The sequence below is a fragment of the Exiguobacterium sp. s91 genome (assembly GCF_018618915.1).
Classification (GTDB): domain Bacteria; phylum Bacillota; class Bacilli; order Exiguobacteriales; family Exiguobacteriaceae; genus Exiguobacterium_A; species Exiguobacterium_A abrahamii.
Genome location: NZ_JACSMZ010000001.1, coordinates 387051 through 406785, shown reverse-complemented (window position 1 = coordinate 406785; position 19735 = coordinate 387051). Strand labels below are relative to the sequence as shown.

The window sequence follows — 19735 nt, the reverse complement described above, 5'->3', positions numbered from 1 at the left end:
CAAAAGGGGGTTACCCTTTCAAAATCGAAGCTGCTGCGCCTTCATCCGTGATCAGGATGATGTCCGGCGACTGTTTGACATAGGCGTTGATCGCTTCTGCCTTCGAATGACCACCTGCGACGACGATGACGTGTTCGACTTGCTTCAAGTCAGCCAGTTGGAGACCAACCGTCTTGACCCGGTGCACGATGTTCCCGTCTCGGTCGAAGTAATATCCGAATGCTTCTGCTACTGCCTGTTCATGTTCCAGTCGGGTCAGGAGATCCTCAGACGCGCGACGACGTTTTGCCATCGTTTTCGCCTCACCAATTCCATGTACCACGATTGAAGCACCTTTAATCATTTGAAGTACATTTTTTATGCTCGGCTCTTCGATCATCTTGACGAAAGTCTCTGTGCTGACCATGTCTGGGATGTGAAGCAGATGATAATCACTTTGAGCGCGTGACGCCATCCGTGAGCATACTGTGTTCGCTTGTAGTTCGAGCGTTTCTCCCAGTCCTCCGCGTGCCGGAACGAACGTCATCGGACGGTGTTCCTTGTCTGGCGACATCATCGCCGCGACGGAAGCCATCGTCGTACCGCCTGTGACAGCGATCGTATTGTGATGGTCTGAAGAAAGCTCTCGTTTGAGTCGTGCGACGGTCGCCCGCCCCATGTCTCGTTGTACCCAGAAGGTCTCATCGGAATCACCCGGTACGATGACGACGTCCCGTACTCCGAGTCTCTCTTTCAAGGCTTTCGCCATGTCTGAGATCCCTGCGAGTTCTCCCATGATGCTGTGCATGCTGCGAAGAACGTTTCGTCCTTCATCCGTCAAGGACATCCCTTGCGTCGCGACCTCTAGGAGGTCTTGCTGCTTCAAGAAGTCGACTTCCCGCCGTAAGACGCGTTCCGTCAAGCCAAGGCTTGTCGCAAGCGTACGTCGTCCGATCGGTTGCATCAGTCGTACGTAATGAAGGATGTCGTAGCGTGTCTGCATTTCTTCGATCAGATCAGGCACGATTCGTTTTTGGATCTGGACTAACTGCCGAATCATGTATTTCCCTCTCCTCTCAAGTAGCTGGACGCTTTCTGTCCCGCATGTCATAACGTGTCCCACTTGGTACACCGTTATCATAACAGTCCATTTCTCGCCTTGCAAGTCTCGTTTCTCAAGTTTTTTGAAGTAAGCGGTTTCTTATCGTTTCCGTCTCGAATTTGCCATAACTCCAGATTTCCTCGTCATGCATGACGACCGGAATCTCATATAAGAACCGTAGACTGAGCGCTTCATCCTGATCAATGTTGACTTCCTCGAACGTCCATTCCGGAAACTCATCGAGTACGAAGTCGAGTAAGATGGCGGCCTCTTCACATAGCGTACATCCCGGACGTGAATAGAGTGTTAAGTGTCTGTGTCGTTTTAATCCCATTCTGATTGCGCCTTCCTTTGCTGCATCGTTTTTTTCGTTAAACCAAGCGCTGCCCGGTACTTCGCGACCGTCCGTCGCGCGACTGTCAGACCGTCTGCTTGCAGACGATCCGTCAATTGCTGATCACTTAACGGACGATCGCTGTGTTGAATGTATTCGGCGATCCGCCGTTTAATCAAAAAACTCGAATCTCCGGTTGTCGTCCGTGAGACGAACAAGTCTTCTAGGGCAACGAGACCATGGACCGTCTCGACATACTTCTCAGCAATCGCTCGACCAATCGTTGACGGATGATGTCCCGTTGCCTCAGCGACTTGTTTTTTCGTCAGTGGCTCGAGATGCAGTTCTCCCTTGAACCAGCGTTCTTGTCGCTCAAGCAAGACCGAGAGGATGGCATGCATCGTGACGCGACGTCTTTCGTACGCGCGCAAAAAAGGCGTTGCCTCTTTTAATCCGAGCCACGTCTGATCCGTGTCGAGTGTCATCCAGTCGATTTGAAGTTTTCCATCTAACAGGTGAATCCGCGCTTCTGCCATGACCGATCGTTCTTCTTTTGGAAGGTCCGGTGTCCGGCTCAGCCTTGTCAATCGTTTTCGCAACCGCGCTCGATCCTGTTCACTGAACTGAGCGAACACCTGACTCGCCGGTTCATGTCGTAGCCGATCCGTCAGTCCGATCAATTCCGCGTCGTCAAGCTCGATCGCCTGTAACCATTGGCACTCGCGTTCCGAGCGGGCAGCGATGCCGACTGGTTCACATTGTTGTAAGAGTGTCCGTGCTTCTGTAATCGTTGCGACATCGGTCGAGAAGGATGCAGCGAGCTGCTCGTCCGACGTCCGCAATAAACCGTCCGCTTCTAAATACACGATGAGTTGTTCCGCCATATATCCTATTTCCTGTCTGACTGATTCTAAACGTATTTGTGCAAGAAGCTCGTCTTCATAGGATGCCAAATGTCCTGCCATCTGCTCGACCTCTAGCGAAACCTGATTCGGGTAATGACGATGCAATCGTCGTTTCAACCGTCGCCATTCCTCCTCGAGCTCTGCCGCTGGTTGCTCAAGCACATGTAATTGATACTGTTGTGACGCCGATAAAGTCATCTGTTGCGTCTGTTCCTGGCGTTGATCCATCAATTCCCCCTCCTCCACTTCTTATTATAGAAGAAACGTTTTAAAAAACATGCTCTGAACCTTTCTCGAACCGCTCAGGAAAAGAAAAGTCATCCTTCCCTATTGCTTTTCTGAAAAAATGTCGCTATACTATTAATTGTTCAGTACATCAGATGCACCCGTAGCTCAGGGGATAGAGCACTGGTTTCCGGTACCAGGTGTCGGGAGTTCGAATCTCTCCGGGTGTACCATTTATTCAACTACAAGGCAATGCCAGCAATGGCGTTGCCTTTTTTCTATATTGATATGTTTCATTTGCCCTTGTAATGGAAAAATACCTAAAAGTCGCATCGTATCTTTTGACCAATATTGACCAAAGGATTATGATAAGGATAAGTCGAATAGGAAGCTACATACCAACTATAAGGAGGCAAAGACTATGTTAATTCCAACAGTCATCGAACAAACAAACCGCGGGGAACGTGCTTACGATATCTACTCACGTTTGCTAAAAGACCGCATCATTCTTCTTGGGAGCGCGATTGACGACAACGTCGCCAACTCAGTCGTTGCCCAACTTCTGTTCTTAGCAGCAGAAGATCCAGATAAAGAAATCTCGCTTTACATCAACAGCCCAGGTGGTTCGATCACTGCCGGTATGGCGATTTACGATACAATGAACTTCATCAAGCCACAAGTCTCAACGATTTGTATCGGTATGGCAGCATCGATGGGTGCGTTCTTGCTCCAAGCAGGCGCAAAAGGAAAACGTTTCGCGTTACCAAACGCTGAAATCATGATCCACCAACCACTCGGTGGTACACAAGGTCAAGCATCGGATATCAAAATCCATGCGGAGCGTATCATCAAAATGCGTGAGCACCTCAACAAAATCATGGCTGAAAACACAGGACAACCACTTGAAGTCATCGAACGCGATACAGAGCGTGACAACTTCATGTCAGCACAAGCTGCTGCTGATTACGGTCTCATCGACCGCGTCATGGAACGTGCATAAGTCATCCAGAGTGTCTCCTTCGGGAGGCACTTTTTTTGTATCCATAAAGTCTTGTCGCTTATCGTTGCATACAAAAAAACCTCCCGTTCCTTATAGAACGAGAGGTCGATGATCAGTCGATCAAGTCTGTGATGTCTGAAACGATATCGTGGTTTTCACGAATCAGCGAGTAGATCGCGTTCGCATGTGGCGAAAGCTCTTCTTCTGCTTGTAATTGTTTCAGGAATAAAGATGTTGCGAACGCAACGAGTGTGCTTTTCGGTACACCGATTGATTTTGCTTTTTTTGTTAACACTTCATCAAACTTCGCATCGACTGTCAGCGAAATACGTTTCTTTTCGTTAGCCATTTCAAAAACTCCTTAATTCGAACATTTAGTTGCATCGACTATATATTATAGTAGACTATGGTTCATCCCGCAAGCGACCCTCTTATAAGGCCCCTGTCATCGACTCTCCATTCCGTACTTTTTCAGCGATTTGATCAATCTTCCGCAACCGGTGATTGATCCCAGATTTTGAGATGGAGCCGCTTTCGACCATCTCACCGAGCTCTTGTAACGTGACGTCTTGATGTGTCACGCGCAAGATCGCGATTTCCTTCAACTTATCCGGTAAGACATCGAGTCCGACCGTCCGCTCGAGGAACTTGATGTTCTCGACTTGGCGTAATGCCGCACCAACCGTTTTGTTGAGGTTTGCCGTCTCACAGTTGACGAGACGGTTGACCGAGTTACGCATATCTTTTAAGATCCGGACGTCCTCGAACCGCAGCATCGATTGTGTCGCATCAACGAGCTTGAGGAAATCGGAAATCTTCTCGCTCTCCTTGATGTAGAGGATATGTCCCTTTTTCCGTTCGATTGCTTTCGCGTTCAAATCAAAGACGTTCGATAGACCACGGAGCGCTGCATTATGTTCTTCATATAAGCTGAAGATCTCCAAGTGATACGACGACGTCGCGGGATTGTTGAGCGAACCCCCGGCGAGGAACGCCCCTCGTAAATACGCCCGCGCTTTTCGTTCATCGTTGAGGATCGTATCACTGATTGAACGAATCATCGTGAACCCCTCTCCGAGGATTCCGAGGTCTTGCAAAATCTTATCCGCCTGTTGTTTGACGCGGACGATGTAGACGTTATTCTTTTTCAGACGCATTTTCTTCCGCACGAGCAGATCGAGATGGACACCATATGCTTTTTTTAGCAATGAGTAGATTCGACGGGCAATTGAGGCATTCTCGGTCGAGATATCGAGTGTCAGACCACGTCCGAGACCGAACGAGATCGCACCGTTCATCCGAGCGAGTGCCGCGAGTTCCGCCTTCATCTCGTGATCGGTGATCGGAATCTGCGTTAATTCTTTTTTGACTTCTGAGGCAAAGCTCATGTCAGCTCCTCCTTTCCTTCGAGTTGACGCATCCGTCGAATCGACAACACTTTTCGCATGACGAGGCTTGCGACGGCATCTGAGTCATGACGAATGAAGTGATGATTGTAATCGACGATATCGTCTGCCAGCACTTCAACGCCAGCGAGCTCGAATTGTTTTTCATTATAGGTGACGATGTCAGCGTGATCCTTCTGGTATTTCTTCAGGTAACTCGCATCGATCGATTCGTTGTTGACGATGATCGTATCAACGACGCCTTGTCCAAGGAAGCGTTCCAGTGCCGCTAAATGTTCATTCGCTGTGAACGCCGTCGTCTCGCCGGGTTGCGTCATGACGTTACAAATATAGACGACCGGAGCCAGTGATTGTTGGATCGCTTCCCGGATCTCATCGATCAGGACGTTCGGGATGATACTCGTATAGAGACTACCCGGACCAAGGACGATGACGTCGGCGTCAAGAATCGCCTGAATCGCTTCCGGTACCGGACGGACGTCTTGTTCTTCAAGGAAGATCCGTTCAATCTTCTTACCGACCTTCGGAATCAACGACTCACCTTTGACGATCGTTCCGTCCTCGAACTCAGCACATAACGTGATCGTCCGCTCTGTCGCCGGATAGACTTTTCCTTCCGCGTTCAACAGTTGTCCCATGACGCCGATTGCTTCGACGAACGAACCGTTACAGAGCTGGGTTGCTGCCGTCAGCATCAGGTTTCCGAGCGAATGCCCGTGTAAGCCTTCCCCAGTCTCGAACCGGTACTGCATGATTCGGTCCATCAACGTCTCCGACTTCGATAAGGAGACGATGACGTTTCGGATATCGCCCGGCGGCAACATGTTGAATTCCGTCCGCAGACGACCAGAACTGCCGCCGTCATCAGCGACCGTGACGATGGCTGTGATGTCGAGCGGATAATGCTTCAGTCCACGAAGAAGCGTCGAGAGTCCCGTCCCGCCACCGACAGCGACGACTTTACGTTCCCATTTCATCACTTCTCCTCCTTCGCATGCACATAATCCCGGTGATTCGTCTCGATGTGATACTGCGTCGCAAATTCTTTACTGATCGCTTCCGCGAACGTAATCGAGCGGTGTTTCCCGCCTGTACAACCGAGGGCGATGACGAGTTGCGACTTCCCTTCCCGCTCGTATTGTGGAATCAGGAACTCGAGCAAATCGACAAGTTTTTTATAGAACAGCTTCGCTTCCGGCCATTGCATGACGTACGACGCGACTTCCTCGTCGAGTCCTGTTTTTGGACGCAGCTCTGGAATGTAGAACGGATTCGGTAAGAAGCGCAGGTCAAAGACGAGATCGGCATCAAGCGGTAAGCCGTGTTTGAAACCGAACGACATGACGTTGACCGTGAACGGAATCCGCGTGCCTTCCGTGAACTCCTTCAAGAGACGCTCTTTCAGTGCAAGCGGCTTGATGTCACTCGTATCAATCAGCATCTGTGCCTTATCACGGAATCCTTCGAGCAACGTCCGCTCCCGTTCGATCCCGATCAATGGGGAATCCGTCGGTGCGAGCGGGTGCGAACGACGCGATTCCTTATAACGACGTACGAGGACATCGTTTCGTGCATCAAGATACAGCATTCGGATTTGTAAGTCCGTTTTCTTTAAATCCTCATAGACGACAAAAAAGCTGTCGATGAAATCACGCGCGCGGGTATCGATGGCAACGGCGATTTTAGGACGCACTTGTCCGATGACTTCGATGAGATGCGGCAGTAACGTCGGGGGTAGATTGTCGACACAAAAATAGCCTAAGTCCTCAAAGCTGTTCATTGCGACAGTCTTCCCAGCCCCACTCATACCCGTGATGATGACAAGTTGCGGTTGATTCTGTTCCATCTTTTCGCCCTCCAGACAACAGTTCCGTGTGTATTTTTCACTTCTTTCTCAGTATATCATAAAAAAAGAGCCAGCTTCACTGAAGTGTCCTTCAATGAAACTGGTTCGATATTATGCGTGTGAGGATTCTTGTAATTCTTCGAGCAACGCTTCGATGAAATGCTGTGCATTTTGCGCTGCAATCGAACCATCGTTCGTTGCTGTAACGACTTGGCGCAATGTTTTTTCACGCACGTCACCAGCAGCAAAGATGCCTTTGATGTTCGTTTCCATCGCTTCGTTCGTCACGACGTAGCCTTGGTCGTTCAAGATGCCGAGATCTTGGACGTAACCAGTGATCGGGTTCATCCCGATGTAGATGAAGACACCATCGATCGGATGCGTCGTTACGTCAGCTGTTTTTGTATTGATCAGCTCAATGCCGCCGACTTTCCCGTCTTGTTCGTTAATCTGTTTAACCGTATGGTTCCAGATGAAGTCGATTTTCGGGTTGTCGAACGCACGTTTTTGAAGAATCTTTTGAGCGCGGAGCTCGTCACGACGGTGTACGATCGTGACTTTTTTCGCGAAGCGTGTCAAGTAGACGCCTTCTTCAACCGCAGAGTCGCCCCCACCGATGACGAAGAGTTCTTTTTCTTTAAAGAACGCGCCATCACAGACAGCACAGTACGAGACACCGCGACCGCCGAGCTCTTCTTCACCCGGTACGCCGATTTTTTTATATTGTGCACCAGACGCGATGATGATCGCCCGTGCGTAGTAATCTTTGTTGTGTGCGTGAATCGTTTTGTATGCTTTACCGTCTTCGATGCTTCGAACGTCTCCGTACGCATATTCTGCGCCGAATGCTTTCGAGTGGTCGAACATTTTTTGCGAGAGATCGGGTCCGAGGATGCTATCGTATCCTGGGTAGTTCTCGATATCTTCTGTGTTCGCCATCTGACCGCCCGGAATCCCGCGTTCGATCATCAATGTCGAAAGGTTCGCACGTGATGCATAAAGTGCGGCTGTCATCCCAGCAGGTCCTGCCCCGATGATGATGACGTCATAAATTTTTTGTTCTGTTTCCGCCATGATTCCACCCCATTTTTAAATTTCATTGTAGTTTGAGTATAGGTGAGAATCGCCTAAACGTCTAACACTTTGCTTGTAGCGGTGCCAGCATCCGTTCATGTGTCCGGATCATCGATGCGACGTGATCAAACGAACAATCGACGAGTGATGCACATTCCTCGATCAACATCCCGTCCCGTAAATCATGGAACAGATAAAGCAGTGATGCAGCGGATGCTTCAATCGAATCGAACGATTCTCCGCTTAAGACGAGCTGTGCGAAGCGTTCATAAAAATCACCTTCGAGACTCATCCGTTCTTCGTCTGAAACGAATCGTTCCGCAAGACGGATCGTCTGCAATGCCCGGTGAATGCGTTCATCCACGACATCAGTCCGTCCTTCCATCTCGATGACAATCTGTTCCGTCAATAACAGAACGTCTTCCTGATCTGTCACTTCTGGCATCATCGACAATGCAAGCCGTGCTTCAGCATCGTTCAGTTTACCAAGGAGAAGTGCCGTAAAGATCCGCGAGACATCATCTTCTGTCTTTAGCGCTTGGATGAGTGCCGAGCGAAACTGAAGGTTGTGCCGAATGTCATACGTATCCGTCTCTTCCTTTAACGCTTGTGCTTCGTCCGACTTCAAGAAAGCGGCTGCTTCTTCGACGTGTCCTGTTTTATAGGCAGAGATTGATAACCAGTGCCCAAAGAGTGGGTCTCCCCGGTAACCGCGACGCTCAAGCAACTTCAACTCTTCATAGGCGATATCGTATCGTCCGATGATCGCTAACGTCGACGCGACCTTATAACGTGTCTCAAGGTGCACGGAACGGACGTGTTCGAGCTGACGAGAGAGACGGTGCGCCTCTTCGTCCTGACCCATCTCGTGTAGCAAGACGAGCGTGTTACAAAGGGCATGCAAATTCCCCGGATTCCCTTCAAGGACCCGTTCAAGGGAAGCGAATGCTTGATCGTTCTCTCCTAAATAGAACTCAACGATTGCAAGGTTGTTGTAGGCAGGCCAGAACGTCGGGTACTGGGTAATTAGTCCAGTCAACGTCTCCTGTGCCGCGAACAGCATTCCTTTATCGATCTGGCGTTGTGCCTGACCGTGCAGACGAATCAATTCGTCCTCTTCGTCGTCTTCCATCTCTTGTTCGAGATCAATCAGTTCCACGAGTGCGGCCGATGCCTCCGCGTGTTTGCCGTTTGGTGCTTGCTCTAAATATTCCATCGCATGTTGTCGCGCTTCTTCGTAAAGTGAGACGTGTGCGTAGTTATTCGCTAAATAAAAGAGTGCTTCCGTATTTGATGCGTCGAGTGCGCGTACTTGTTTCAAGACATCATTCGCATGATTGATTTCTCCTGTCTCGAATAAGACACGGGCATAACGGAGCAAATAACGGATGTCCGCTGGCTGAAGTGTCGTCGCCTCATCTAAATGATAGACGGCTTCGTCCAGTCGCCCTTCCCGGTGCGCCTTCCGTCCGCGGAAATAAAAAAGTTCCGCTTGGCGCGCTGTTATCGCAAAGGGGTCTGCTTTGTATTTGGTTAATTCCATCATGATTCAAGCCCCCATAAATAGTAAACTGGTTTCGTAGTTGCAGACACAAGAATACCCTATCTCTAGGAGGCATGCAACAGAAAAAAACGCCGGAGTTCATCCCCAGCGTTTCGCATAAATCGATTCCAGTTCTTTGTAATTCTCTAAGCATTTTCGTACAAAAGCATCCGTCTCTGGATTCAGTCCTTCAAGACGTGCCACGTCCTTGTCATATGCCTGCCGTAAGCTCGTCGCATAATCCGGAATCTCTCCGTCATACGCATAAACGACTGCGGGCGAAACCGTGATCTTTTCGTGCTTATGCAAGGCGGTCCGGATATGGAAGAGTGGAACATCGACTTGGTTCGGTTGGTGAAGATCTCCTTGAACGGGATGCTTCTCAACAGCCAACACCTCAACGACGAGACCTTGTGGACGTTCGGCGAATAATCTTCCGAAATACTTTCCTGTCTTATACGTAAAGCGGATGTGCGTCATCTTTTTTCCTTCTTCCTTCTCACAGTTTTGTCACATTTCGTGCCGGCGAAGCGGCTGACTTGAGACGCGTTCGTTCGGTGCAATGTCTCGGTGAACGACTGATCCGGCACCAACGACAGCACCATCTCCGATCGTTACGCCCGGTAGGATCGTCACGTTCGCACCGATCAAAACATTACTTCCGATGACGACGTCACCTAAACGATACTCCGTCGTCAAATATTCATGACAGAGAATCGTCGTATTGAAGCCGATGATCGTATTGTCACCAATCGTGATCCGCTCCGGGAACATCGTGTCCGGCATCACCATCAAGGCAAGTGCCGTCTTCTCCCCGATCTTCATCCGAAGACATGTCCGGTAGAGCGCGTTCTTAAAACGTAGCGACGGAGCAAAACGCCCGATCGTGATGATCGTAAAGCACCACATCACTTTAAAGAACGACACCGTCCGGTACATGTGCCAGAGTGGATTCGTCGTGCCAACCTGAAACCGATCAGTTCGCCGCGCCATTTTGTTCCTCCAGCCAAGCAGCAAGATGGTCCATCGAATCAATGATGACGTCCGGCTCGAGGGCTTCTAAGTACGCGCGTCCTTTGATCGCCCAACCGACCGCGACTGTCTTCAGTCCCGCGTTCTTACCACCGAGAATGTCCGTATCGTTGTCACCGACCATGATCGTTTCGTCTGCTGTTGATCCAAGCAACTGCATCGCTTTTTCGAACGGCTCGACGGCTGGTTTTTCTTCCGTTACGTCGTCGGCTGCGATGACCGCGTCAAAGAGTGACGTCAATCCGAATAACTCGATACCGCGAAGAGCGACACGACGACTCTTCGACGTGACGACCGCCATCTTGTATCCTGCTTCATGCAGACGACGTAATCCGTCAAGCACACCTGGATACTCGAGCACGAGCGCGTCATGCATCGCGATGTTGTAGCTACGGTAAAAAGCGACCATCTCTTTCCACTGTTCTGCATTCATCGCCGAGAACGATTTTTCTAGCGTCGGACCGATGAACGGAAGCAGTTCCGCTTCCGTGAACGTCCGGTCCGGATAATAGTAACTGAGCGTATGCTCGAAGCTTTTTAAGATCAATGGATTCGTATCAATCAACGTTCCATCTAAATCAAACAGTAGCGTGCGAATCATCGATTACTTCGCCTCCTTTTTCGAACCGTCCAAGTAACGAACGGCATTGCGGCGAACGACCATCATGATCACACCGAAGATGATCAAACAGATTGAGACGATTTGCGCCGTCCGGAGTCCATCTCCCATCAACAGACTGTCCGTCCGGAGACCTTCGATATAGTAGCGTCCGATTGAATACCACACGAGATAACCGAGGAAGATATACCCACGACGTGGATTGAACTTCATCCGCCAGACGATCAACAGAATGACACCGATGATGTTCCAGATGCTTTCATAGAGGAACGTCGGTAAATAGTATGTTCCATCAATGTACATCTGATTGACGATCCAGTTCGGTAAGTGGAGCGTATCTTGTAAGTACGACCATGTCGTCTCGCCACCGTGTGCTTCTTGGTTGAAGAAGTTACCCCAGCGTCCGACAGCTTGCCCGAACAAGAGCGATGGTGCCAAGATATCAGCGATTTGCCAGAACGAGATCTTTTTCTTACGCGTATAGATGATGACCGTCAAAATCGCGCCGATGATTGCACCGTGGATCGCAATCCCACCTTGGCGGATGTTGATGATTTGGTCAAGATGTTGACTATAGTAATCCCACTCGAACGCGACGTAGTAAATCCGGGCACAGATGATACTGATCGGAATCGACCAGATGACGACATCGACCGCGTACTCTTCGTTGAAGCCGATCCGCTTCGACTCGAAGATCGCAATCAGGAGACCGACGACCGCACCGAGTGCGATGACGATCCCGTACCAGTAAATCGGTACAGGACCGAGTTCAATCGCCACGCGGTCAAACGTTGGTTGTACAGAGGCTAAAGTTCCCATCAAAGACCACCATTCCCATCTTCAATTGCTTGCGCGAGACGTCCCGCGAATTCTTCTGCTGTGTTGATGCCCATGTTCTTCAGACGATAGTTCATCGCTGCGACTTCGATGATGACAGCAAGGTTTCGTCCGGGACGAACCGGAATCGTCAGGAACGGGATTTCCGTATCGATGATTTGGAGTGTCTCTTGATCCAGACCGACGCGGTCATAGACTTTCGATTGATCCCAAATCTCGAGGTTACAGACGAGGCTGATCTTCTTATGCGAGCGAACCGCACCTGCACCGAACAACGTCATCACATCGATGATCCCGATTCCACGAATCTCAAGCAGATGTTGAATCAACTTCGGTGCTGTCCCAACGAGAATCCCGTCACCAGTTTGACGAATCTCAACTGAGTCATCTGCCACTAGGCGGTGACCTCGCTTAACGAGTTCGAGTGCCGTTTCCGATTTACCGACACCACTTGCCCCTTTGATGAAGACACCGACACCATAGATATCGACGAGGACACCATGCATCGCTGTCGTTGGCGCAAGTTCCGCTTCGAGGAAGTTCGTGATCTGTGACTCGACCGATGTCGTATGCCCTTTTGTCGTCAACAGTGGCACGTTCGTCTCGTCTGCGGCTTGGATGATCGCTTCCGGTACTTCGAATCCACGTGTGATCAAGATACCAGGTGTTTCATCCGTACAGAGGACATTCGCTCGTTCGCGTTGTTCCTCGTACGTTAAATTATTGAAGAACGTCAATTCTGTTTTTCCGAGAATCTGGAGACGTTCTGCCGGGTAATAGGCATAATAACCGGCAAGCACAAGGCCAGGTCGGCACAAATCAGCCGTCAGAATCGGACGATGTAAGCCCTCTTCTCCCGTGACGATGTGGAGATTGAATTGTTTTACGATTTCAGCTGTTCGCACTTTTGGTTGCACGCTTCGTCAGCCCCTTTCACTTGAAGTATTGTACCATATTTTTATTGGATTCATGGAATTGGATTAGAAGCATGATTTCTTGGGAATGGAATAAAGAGTTAATATTTTGAAGGAGGTTTTGCCGTGATGTCAGGCGGTGGTATCGGATTAATTTTAGTCATTATCTTATTTGCGGTTCTAGCGATTGCTGGTTTCGTCTATCTCATCATCTCACTGATTGATATGTGGAAAGCGTATTCGCGTAATCAAGATCAAACTGCCCTCTTATTCTTCATCATCTCAATCATCGGAATCTTCATCAGTGGTTCATTCATTTCCTACGTCCTCGCGATCATCTTCTATTGGAATCGCGCACGCGGAAAGAGTTGGCTCGGAATCGGTCTGATTCTCGTTTCGATCGTTCTTGCAATCATCGGTGTCATTGCCTTACTCTCGTTCGGTTACGATATGAATAATATCGAGAACATGAATTTCGACGAGCCGATGATGGATCAGGATTACGATTATTGATGTAGCTACACCCATCCTTTTCAGTAAGGATGGGTGTTTTTGTATATGCAGCTGACGAAGCCCCGCTCGCGTGACTCCTACAGGAAAAAGCGCGGACATCCGCGCTGTCAGAGACAAACGAGACCCGGCTACTCGTTCCTAGAACGACGTAGCCGCGGCTTGTGTCTCGCCTGAGGAAAGCACGCAAAGCGGATGCGACGTCATAAAAAAAGCGCAACCTCTTTTTCAAGAAGTTGCGCTCGTATGCTTATAATGCTTGTGGACTGAGGTGAACACCATGCGTGACCGAAATCGTACCTGTCTTCGTATCCGCTTCAACCTCGATTTTTGGTGAGCGACCGCGACCTGATACGAAATGGAGCTTCCGGTTGACGATCTCTTTTTGATCCCGGATTAATTCCATGTCATCGAGGTTGCAGTTGAGACCACCGAAGTTCGTCTCAAGCTCCCCGTACACTTCTGCGCCATGCGGCAACATTAGGGCGATGCTTCCGGCAAGCGACGACGCTTTGACCTTCGCGTTTTGCACGGTCTTCAGCTCGCAGCGGACGTTTCCGTTCGCCGTTTTTAGTTCTGAACGTTCGAAGACACCTGTCGTGATGATTTGTCCATTAGCTGTCTTCGCCTTCAAGACTTTCAACTCCGACTCTTCGATTTCGATCGAACCGTTCGCTGTCGATACTTTGACATCCTCACTGAACAGATCACGGACGTTGACTCGACCGTTTGCTGTCATCAGTTGAGCGGATGTCGTATCGAGTGACGTCAACGAAATTTCCCCGTTCAACGTCTGTAAGACGAATGATTCGTAATGACGGCGTGGTACTTTCAGATGGACTGTCGCACGGACACTCTTATCCTTCAAACGGATCGAGAGTGTGTTCGCCGATACCGCGTGTTGCACGGCAGCTTGAAGTTGCTCAAGCGCCTGTTCTTCCGTCACCTGTTGGCGACGGAGCGGACGTCCTGTCACCGTCAATTCACATTCTTCAAGATCACTCGGTTCGACGACCAAGTTCGCATTGAACAGATCGACGTGAACCGTCTCACCGCTGAACGGGAATTGTTTGACGTAGGTGACGTTCGGACCGGACGCCTGATTAAGCGAAAGATCACTGTCCTTGATCCGGCTGACGAGATTATCGAACGCTGACATGACTTTCGTCGTCAGTGAATCGACGGAATACTGGTCGACCCGATCATATTGTTCTGGTTCATCGACGTACTTATGTTCACTGGCAGAAGTTGCACGTTCGTCGATCGCTTCGAGCCGCTCGAGTTTATCGAGTGCCTCATCAATCGTTAACTTTCCTTCTTTGACTTGCTCCAATATCAATTGACGCATATCTTGCTTCATGAACCGTTCCCTCCTATTCTTGAACCTCAAACGTGTGTTACATGATACTTTCGTTTAAGTTCCCTTAGTTCCTTCCTACGAATCCTCATCCACAAAAGTTTCACGATTCAATTCGTGCCGCATCGCGTTCAAGGACAGGTGCGAGGTATCGTCCCGTGTAAGATGCTTCGACTTCAGCGATGTGTTCCGGTGTCCCGGCAGCAACGATCGTTCCGCCACCGTCGCCCCCTTCTGGTCCAAGATCAATCAAGTAGTCTGCCGTCTTGATGACGTCTAAATTGTGTTCGATGACGAGTACCGTATCACCATTGTCGACGAGACGTTGCAAGACTTTCAACAGACGAGCGATATCATGGACGTGCAGTCCTGTCGTCGGCTCATCGAGAATATAGATCGTCTTCCCAGTCGAGCGCTTATGCAACTCGGACGCCAATTTAACACGTTGCGCTTCCCCGCCGGACAGCTCCGTCGCTGGTTGACCGAGACGCATGTACGTGAGTCCAACGTCAGCGATCGTCTGTAATTTACGCGTGATCTTCGGAATGTTCTCGAAGAAAGCAAGGGCATCTTCAACCGTCATCTCAAGGACATCAGCAATCGTTTTGCCTTTATACTTCACTTCGAGTGTTTCGCGGTTGTAGCGTTTCCCGTGACAGACTTCACACGGAACATAAACGTCCGGTAAGAAGTGCATCTCGATCTTGATGATGCCGTCGCCACGACACGCTTCACAGCGTCCACCCTTGATGTTGAAACTGAAACGTCCTTTTTTGTAACCACGGAGTTTCGCTTCGTTCGTCGAAGCAAAGACGTCACGAATGTCATCGAAGACACCGGTATACGTTGCCGGGTTCGAACGCGGTGTCCGTCCAATCGGTGACTGGTCGATGTCGATGACCTTATCGATTTGATCCAGACCGGTGATCCCTTTATGGGCACCCGGTTTTTCCTTCGCCCGGTTCATCTCGTGCGCAATCGTCTTATAGAGAATTTCATTGATCAACGTCGATTTCCCGGAGCCCGAGACACCGGTGACGGCGACGAACAGACCAAGCGGAATGTCGACATCGACGTTCTTCAGATTGTTTTCCGATGCTTTGTGGATATGAAGCATCCGACCGTCCGGCTCTTTGCGTGTCGACGGAACAGGAATGAACTTCTTCCCAGACAAGTATTGACCAGTCAACGAGTTCGCATCCTGCATCAACTCTTCCGGTTTCCCGGCTGCCGTGACGAATCCACCGTGATCGCCGGCTCCTGGTCCGATATCGATCAAGTAGTCAGCTGCCATCATCGTGTCTTCATCGTGTTCGACGACGATCAATGTATTCCCGAGATCACGCATCGCCTTCAGCGTATTGATCAGACGATCATTATCGCGTTGGTGCAAACCGATCGATGGTTCATCGAGAACGTAGAGGACGCCCGTCAGACGCGAACCAATTTGTGTCGCAAGACGAATCCGTTGCGCTTCCCCACCGGACAATGTCCCCGCTGCGCGTGAGATCGTCAGGTAATCGAGACCAACGTTCTCAAGGAACGACGCCCGTTCGTGAATCTCACGGACGATCATCCGCGAAATCGTTTGATCCTTCTCACTTAATTTCTCCGGTAGTTCGTCGAAGAACATGACCGCTTGTTTGACAGACATCTTCGTCACTTCACCGATATGGTGATCGGATACTTTGACGGCGAGCGATTCCCGTTTCAAGCGGTGTCCTTTACACGTCGGACATGCCTTCTTCGCCATGTAGCCTTCCATCTGTTCCCGTATATAATCAGACGACGTCTCCTTGAAGCGACGTTGTAAGTTATTAAGGACTCCTTCGAAGTAGAGGTTCGTGTTCCGGACCATCCCGAAGTCATTCTCATAACGGAAGTGGATCTCTTCCTTCGTGTTTCCGTTCAAAATCGTTTCACGGTGTTCTTCTGACAATTGTTCGAACGGTGTATCCATATCGATTTTGAAGTGGTCACAGACCGCTTTGAGCAGTTGTGGATAATACTGCGAACTCGTCGGTTCCCACGCCACGATTGCCCCTTCGTTCAATGACTTATCGGGATGTGGCACGACGAGATCGACATCGACCTCAAGCTTCGTTCCGAGACCGTCACATGACGTACAAGCACCAAACGGTGAGTTGAACGAGAACATCCGTGGTTCGAGTTCGCCGATCGAGAAGCCACAGATCGGACAAGCATGATGTTCGCTGAACAACAATTCGTTGCCGTCCATCGTATCGACGATGACACGACCGTCCGCGAGGCGAAGTGCAGTCTCGAGTGAGTCCGCAAGACGGGCTTCGACGTCTGGTCGCACGACGACACGGTCGACGACGACTTCGATCGAGTGTTTCTTGTTTTTCTCAAGCGTGATCTCTTCGGCGAGATCCATCGTCTCTCCGTTGACACGGACGCGGACGAAGCCTTCCTTCTTCAAATCGTCGAGCACCTTGACGTGCGTTCCTTTGCGTCCGGAAACGATTGGCGCGAGAATTTGCAGACGCGTCCGCTCCGGCAACTCCATCACTTGGTCGACCATCTGACTGATCGTCTGGCTCGAAATCTCGATTCCGTGATTCGGACAAATCGGTTTACCGATCCGTGCGTACAATAGACGCAAATAATCATAGATCTCTGTGACCGTTCCAACTGTTGAACGTGGGTTTTTACTCGTCGTCTTCTGGTCGATTGAAATTGCTGGACTCAGTCCTTCGATCGTGTCGACATCCGGTTTATCCATCTGTCCGAGGAACTGACGGGCATAGGCAGATAAACTTTCGACATAACGCCGTTGTCCTTCCGCGTAAATCGTATCGAAGGCAAGCGATGATTTCCCTGACCCGGACAAGCCCGTCAAGACGACGAGCTGATCGCGGGGGATTTCGACATCGATGTTTTGTAGATTATTGACGCGAGCGCCTTTGATGATAATCTGATTCTTCTTTTCTCCCAACTTAGGCACCTGCTTTCAATTCTAATATGAGGTCGCGGAGCTCAGCAGCTCGTTCGAACTGCATGTCTTTCGCCGCTTGACGCATCTCTTGGTCGAGCTGCTCAAGCAACGTTTCGCGCTCCGGTTTTTTGAGTTTGTTGAACTTCTCGAGTTTTTCGACGGTGTCGTCGCTCTCGATCGTCGTACTGATGACACCACGAACGTCTTTTTTGATCGTCTGAGGCGTGATGCCATGTTCTTCGTTGAACGCCATCTGGATTGCGCGACGGCGTTCCGTCTCATCGATCGCGCGTTGCATCGAATCGGTGACTTTATCAGCAAACAAGATGACGTGTCCTTCCGAGTTCCGAGCCGCCCGACCAATCGTTTGAATCAGCGAACGGTCCGACCGGAGGAACCCTTCCTTATCGGCATCAAGAATCGTCACGAGTGAGACTTCCGGAATATCGAGTCCTTCTCGTAACAAGTTGATCCCGACAAGGACATCGTATTTCCCGAGCCGCAAGTCACGGATGATTTCAATCCGTTCCAGCGTCTTGATCTCCGAGTGCATGTAGTTGACCTTGACGCCATTCTCTTTCAAGTAATCGGTCAAGTCTTCTGCCATCTTCTTCGTCAGTGTCGTAACGAGAACACGTTCGTTCTTCGCGACCCGGTCACGGATGTTATCCATCAAGTAATCGATTTGTCCCGTGATCGGATGGATCTCGATCGTCGGATCAACGAGACCGGTCGGACGGATGATTTGCTCGACCATCTCTTTTGAATGTTCGAGTTCATACGGTCCTGGTGTCGCCGAGATATAGATCGCCTGACTGACTTTTTCCTCAAACTCCTCGAACCGTAACGGACGGTTGTCTTTTGCCGACGGGAGACGGAAACCGTGGTCGACGAGGACTTGTTTCCGCGCCTGGTCTCCGTTGTACATCCCGCGAATTTGCGGCAGCGTGACGTGCGACTCATCGGCAACGAGTAAGAAGTCCTTCGGGAAGTAGTCAAGCAACGTATACGGTGTTGCCCCTTCCGGCATCAAGTTCAAGTGACGCGAGTAATTCTCGATTCCGGAGCAATAGCCCATCTCACGCATCATCTCAAGATCATAGTTCGTCCGTTGTTCGAGCCGTTGCGCTTCGAGCAACTGATTGTCTTCGCGTAATTTCGCAAGTTGGACTTCTAGTTCCTTCTCGATGTTCGCGATCGCTTTTTGCAGACGGGTATCCCCCGTCACGAAGTGGGACGCCGGGAATATTGAGATGTGTTCGCGGTCCGCGACGATCTCACCTGTCAGCGGGTCCATGTCACGGATCCGTTCAATCTCGTCACCGAAGAACTCGACCCGGACACACTGTTCGTCACGTGACGCCGGGAAGATTTCGACGACGTCTCCGCGGACGCGGAACCGTCCGCGCTGGAAATCGATGTCGTTACGCTCATACTGGATATCAATTAAACGACGGAGCATCTCGTTACGCCCCATCTCATTGCCGACACGCAGTGACAAGACGTGGTTGTTGTACTCTTCCGGGTTACCGAGACCATAGATACAGGAGACAGACGCAACGATCAATACGTCCTCCCGTTCGAACAGGGCGGACGTCGCCGAGTGACGTAGTTTATCAATCTCATCGTTGATCGAAGAGTCCTTCTCAATGAACGTATCCGTCGATGGGACATACGCCTCCGGTTGATAATAATCATAAAAACTAACGAAGTATTCGACCGCATTGTTCGGAAAGAATTCCTTGAACTCCGAGTAGAGTTGTCCCGCTAGTGTTTTGTTGTGGGCAAGGACGAGCGTCGGTTTCTTGATTTCCTTGATGACGTTCGAGACCGTGAACGTCTTCCCGGTACCGGTCGCCCCAAGCAACGTCTGATGTCGTTCGCCTTGTTTTAGCCCAGTCACCAATTTTTCGATTGCCGTCGGCTGATCACCGCCTGGCTCAAATGGTGAAACGAGTTCAAAATCCATCGTTTGCTTCCCCCTCATCACGTAAAAAATCTATTTTTATTGTACCACTTTACGAACAAACATTCGATTATGAAGTGCTCCTTTTAGGAAGTTACCCTTTTTTTCGAAGATGCAAAAGTTTCTT

The 19735-nt window shown here is 50.1% G+C and carries 18 protein-coding genes, 1 tRNA gene and 1 pseudogene; 3 read left to right on the top strand and 17 right to left on the bottom strand.

Going from position 1 to position 19735, the window contains the following annotated elements; genetic code table 11:
* Positions 1-10: 10 nt before the first annotated feature.
* The 3 genes from KNQ06_RS01990 to KNQ06_RS01980 all read right to left on the bottom strand — a co-directional run bounded on the left by KNQ06_RS01990 (position 11) and on the right by KNQ06_RS01980 (position 2548).
* Positions 11-1039 (bottom strand): sugar-binding transcriptional regulator, encoded by a 1029-nt coding sequence (locus tag KNQ06_RS01990; protein ID WP_023469218.1) that lies wholly within the window; start codon positions 1037-1039, stop codon positions 11-13.
* Between the two features lie 115 nt (positions 1040-1154).
* Positions 1155-1415 carry a glutaredoxin family protein gene (locus KNQ06_RS01985; protein WP_023469219.1) on the bottom strand — a complete coding sequence of 87 codons (261 nt, stop codon included), beginning with the start codon at positions 1413-1415 and terminating at the stop codon, positions 1155-1157.
* Complete coding sequence (locus tag KNQ06_RS01980; RefSeq protein WP_215083692.1) at positions 1406-2548, bottom strand: RNA polymerase factor sigma-54; 1143 nt, start codon at positions 2546-2548, stop codon at positions 1406-1408. Before KNQ06_RS01980 ends, KNQ06_RS01985 begins: the two co-directional genes overlap by 10 nt.
* A gap of 154 nt (positions 2549-2702) precedes the next feature.
* Between KNQ06_RS01980 and KNQ06_RS01975 the strand changes: the two genes are divergently transcribed.
* Together KNQ06_RS01975 and clpP are read left to right on the top strand one after the other, a co-directional pair.
* Positions 2703-2778: transfer RNA gene (locus tag KNQ06_RS01975), tRNA-Arg, on the top strand.
* Positions 2779-2960: 182 nt separating this feature from the next.
* Positions 2961-3545, top strand: a pseudogene (clpP, locus tag KNQ06_RS01970) (ATP-dependent Clp endopeptidase proteolytic subunit ClpP); the annotation flags it as partial.
* A 112-nt stretch (positions 3546-3657) separates the two neighbouring features.
* Here clpP and KNQ06_RS01965 read toward each other — a convergent pair.
* From KNQ06_RS01965 to hprK, 11 genes are all read right to left on the bottom strand, one after another.
* Complete coding sequence (locus KNQ06_RS01965) at positions 3658-3894, bottom strand: hypothetical protein (RefSeq protein WP_023469221.1); 237 nt, start codon at positions 3892-3894, stop codon at positions 3658-3660.
* Between the two features lie 82 nt (positions 3895-3976).
* On the bottom strand, positions 3977-4933 hold the full coding sequence (gene whiA, locus KNQ06_RS01960) for a DNA-binding protein WhiA (protein ID WP_023469222.1): 957 nt from the start codon (positions 4931-4933) through the stop codon (positions 3977-3979).
* Positions 4930-5928, bottom strand: a complete 999-nt coding sequence (locus KNQ06_RS01955; protein WP_035409984.1) for a gluconeogenesis factor YvcK family protein — start codon at positions 5926-5928, stop codon at positions 4930-4932. The genes whiA and KNQ06_RS01955 overlap by 4 nt, the downstream gene beginning before the upstream one ends.
* Positions 5928-6797 (bottom strand): RNase adapter RapZ, encoded by an 870-nt coding sequence (gene rapZ / locus KNQ06_RS01950; protein ID WP_050678698.1) that lies wholly within the window; start codon positions 6795-6797, stop codon positions 5928-5930. Before rapZ ends, KNQ06_RS01955 begins: the two co-directional genes overlap by 1 nt.
* A 111-nt stretch (positions 6798-6908) precedes the next feature.
* Positions 6909-7871 (bottom strand): thioredoxin-disulfide reductase, encoded by a 963-nt coding sequence (gene trxB, locus KNQ06_RS01945; protein ID WP_023469225.1) that lies wholly within the window; start codon positions 7869-7871, stop codon positions 6909-6911.
* Positions 7872-7932: 61 nt separating this feature from the next.
* Complete coding sequence (locus KNQ06_RS01940; RefSeq protein WP_215147236.1) at positions 7933-9417, bottom strand: tetratricopeptide repeat protein; 1485 nt, start codon at positions 9415-9417, stop codon at positions 7933-7935.
* A 96-nt stretch (positions 9418-9513) separates the two neighbouring features.
* Complete coding sequence (kapB, locus tag KNQ06_RS01935) at positions 9514-9894, bottom strand: sporulation phosphorelay system protein KapB (protein WP_023469227.1); 381 nt, start codon at positions 9892-9894, stop codon at positions 9514-9516.
* A 30-nt stretch (positions 9895-9924) separates the two neighbouring features.
* Positions 9925-10407 carry an acyltransferase gene (locus tag KNQ06_RS01930; protein WP_035396297.1) on the bottom strand — a complete coding sequence of 161 codons (483 nt, stop codon included), beginning with the start codon at positions 10405-10407 and terminating at the stop codon, positions 9925-9927.
* Positions 10391-11047 (bottom strand): pyrophosphatase PpaX, encoded by a 657-nt coding sequence (gene ppaX / locus KNQ06_RS01925; protein ID WP_069940929.1) that lies wholly within the window; start codon positions 11045-11047, stop codon positions 10391-10393. The genes KNQ06_RS01930 and ppaX overlap by 17 nt, the downstream gene beginning before the upstream one ends.
* 3 nt (positions 11048-11050) lie before the next feature.
* On the bottom strand, positions 11051-11884 hold the full coding sequence (gene lgt / locus KNQ06_RS01920; protein WP_215147234.1) for a prolipoprotein diacylglyceryl transferase: 834 nt from the start codon (positions 11882-11884) through the stop codon (positions 11051-11053).
* Entirely contained in the window at positions 11884-12819 is a 936-nt protein-coding gene (gene hprK / locus KNQ06_RS01915; protein WP_035396292.1) for an HPr(Ser) kinase/phosphatase, read from the bottom strand. The genes lgt and hprK overlap by 1 nt, the downstream gene beginning before the upstream one ends.
* A gap of 126 nt (positions 12820-12945) precedes the next feature.
* Between hprK and KNQ06_RS01910 the strand changes: the two genes are divergently transcribed.
* Positions 12946-13329, top strand: a complete 384-nt coding sequence (locus KNQ06_RS01910) for a hypothetical protein (RefSeq protein WP_023469232.1) — start codon at positions 12946-12948, stop codon at positions 13327-13329.
* 247 nt (positions 13330-13576) lie between these two features.
* Here the strand turns inward: KNQ06_RS01910 and KNQ06_RS01905 are convergent, their stop codons facing one another.
* The 3 genes from KNQ06_RS01905 to uvrB form a co-directional block, all read right to left on the bottom strand.
* Positions 13577-14686 carry a DUF4097 family beta strand repeat-containing protein gene (locus KNQ06_RS01905; protein WP_035396288.1) on the bottom strand — a complete coding sequence of 370 codons (1110 nt, stop codon included), beginning with the start codon at positions 14684-14686 and terminating at the stop codon, positions 13577-13579.
* Positions 14687-14786: 100 nt separating this feature from the next.
* Positions 14787-17642, bottom strand: coding sequence for an excinuclease ABC subunit UvrA (gene uvrA / locus KNQ06_RS01900; RefSeq protein ID WP_035396286.1), 2856 nt, complete (start codon positions 17640-17642; stop codon positions 14787-14789).
* 1 nt (position 17643) lies between these two features.
* Positions 17644-19611: an excinuclease ABC subunit UvrB gene (gene uvrB / locus KNQ06_RS01895; protein ID WP_023469235.1), complete on the bottom strand. Its 1968-nt coding sequence runs from the start codon at positions 19609-19611 to the stop codon at positions 17644-17646.
* Positions 19612-19735 lie beyond the last annotated feature (124 nt).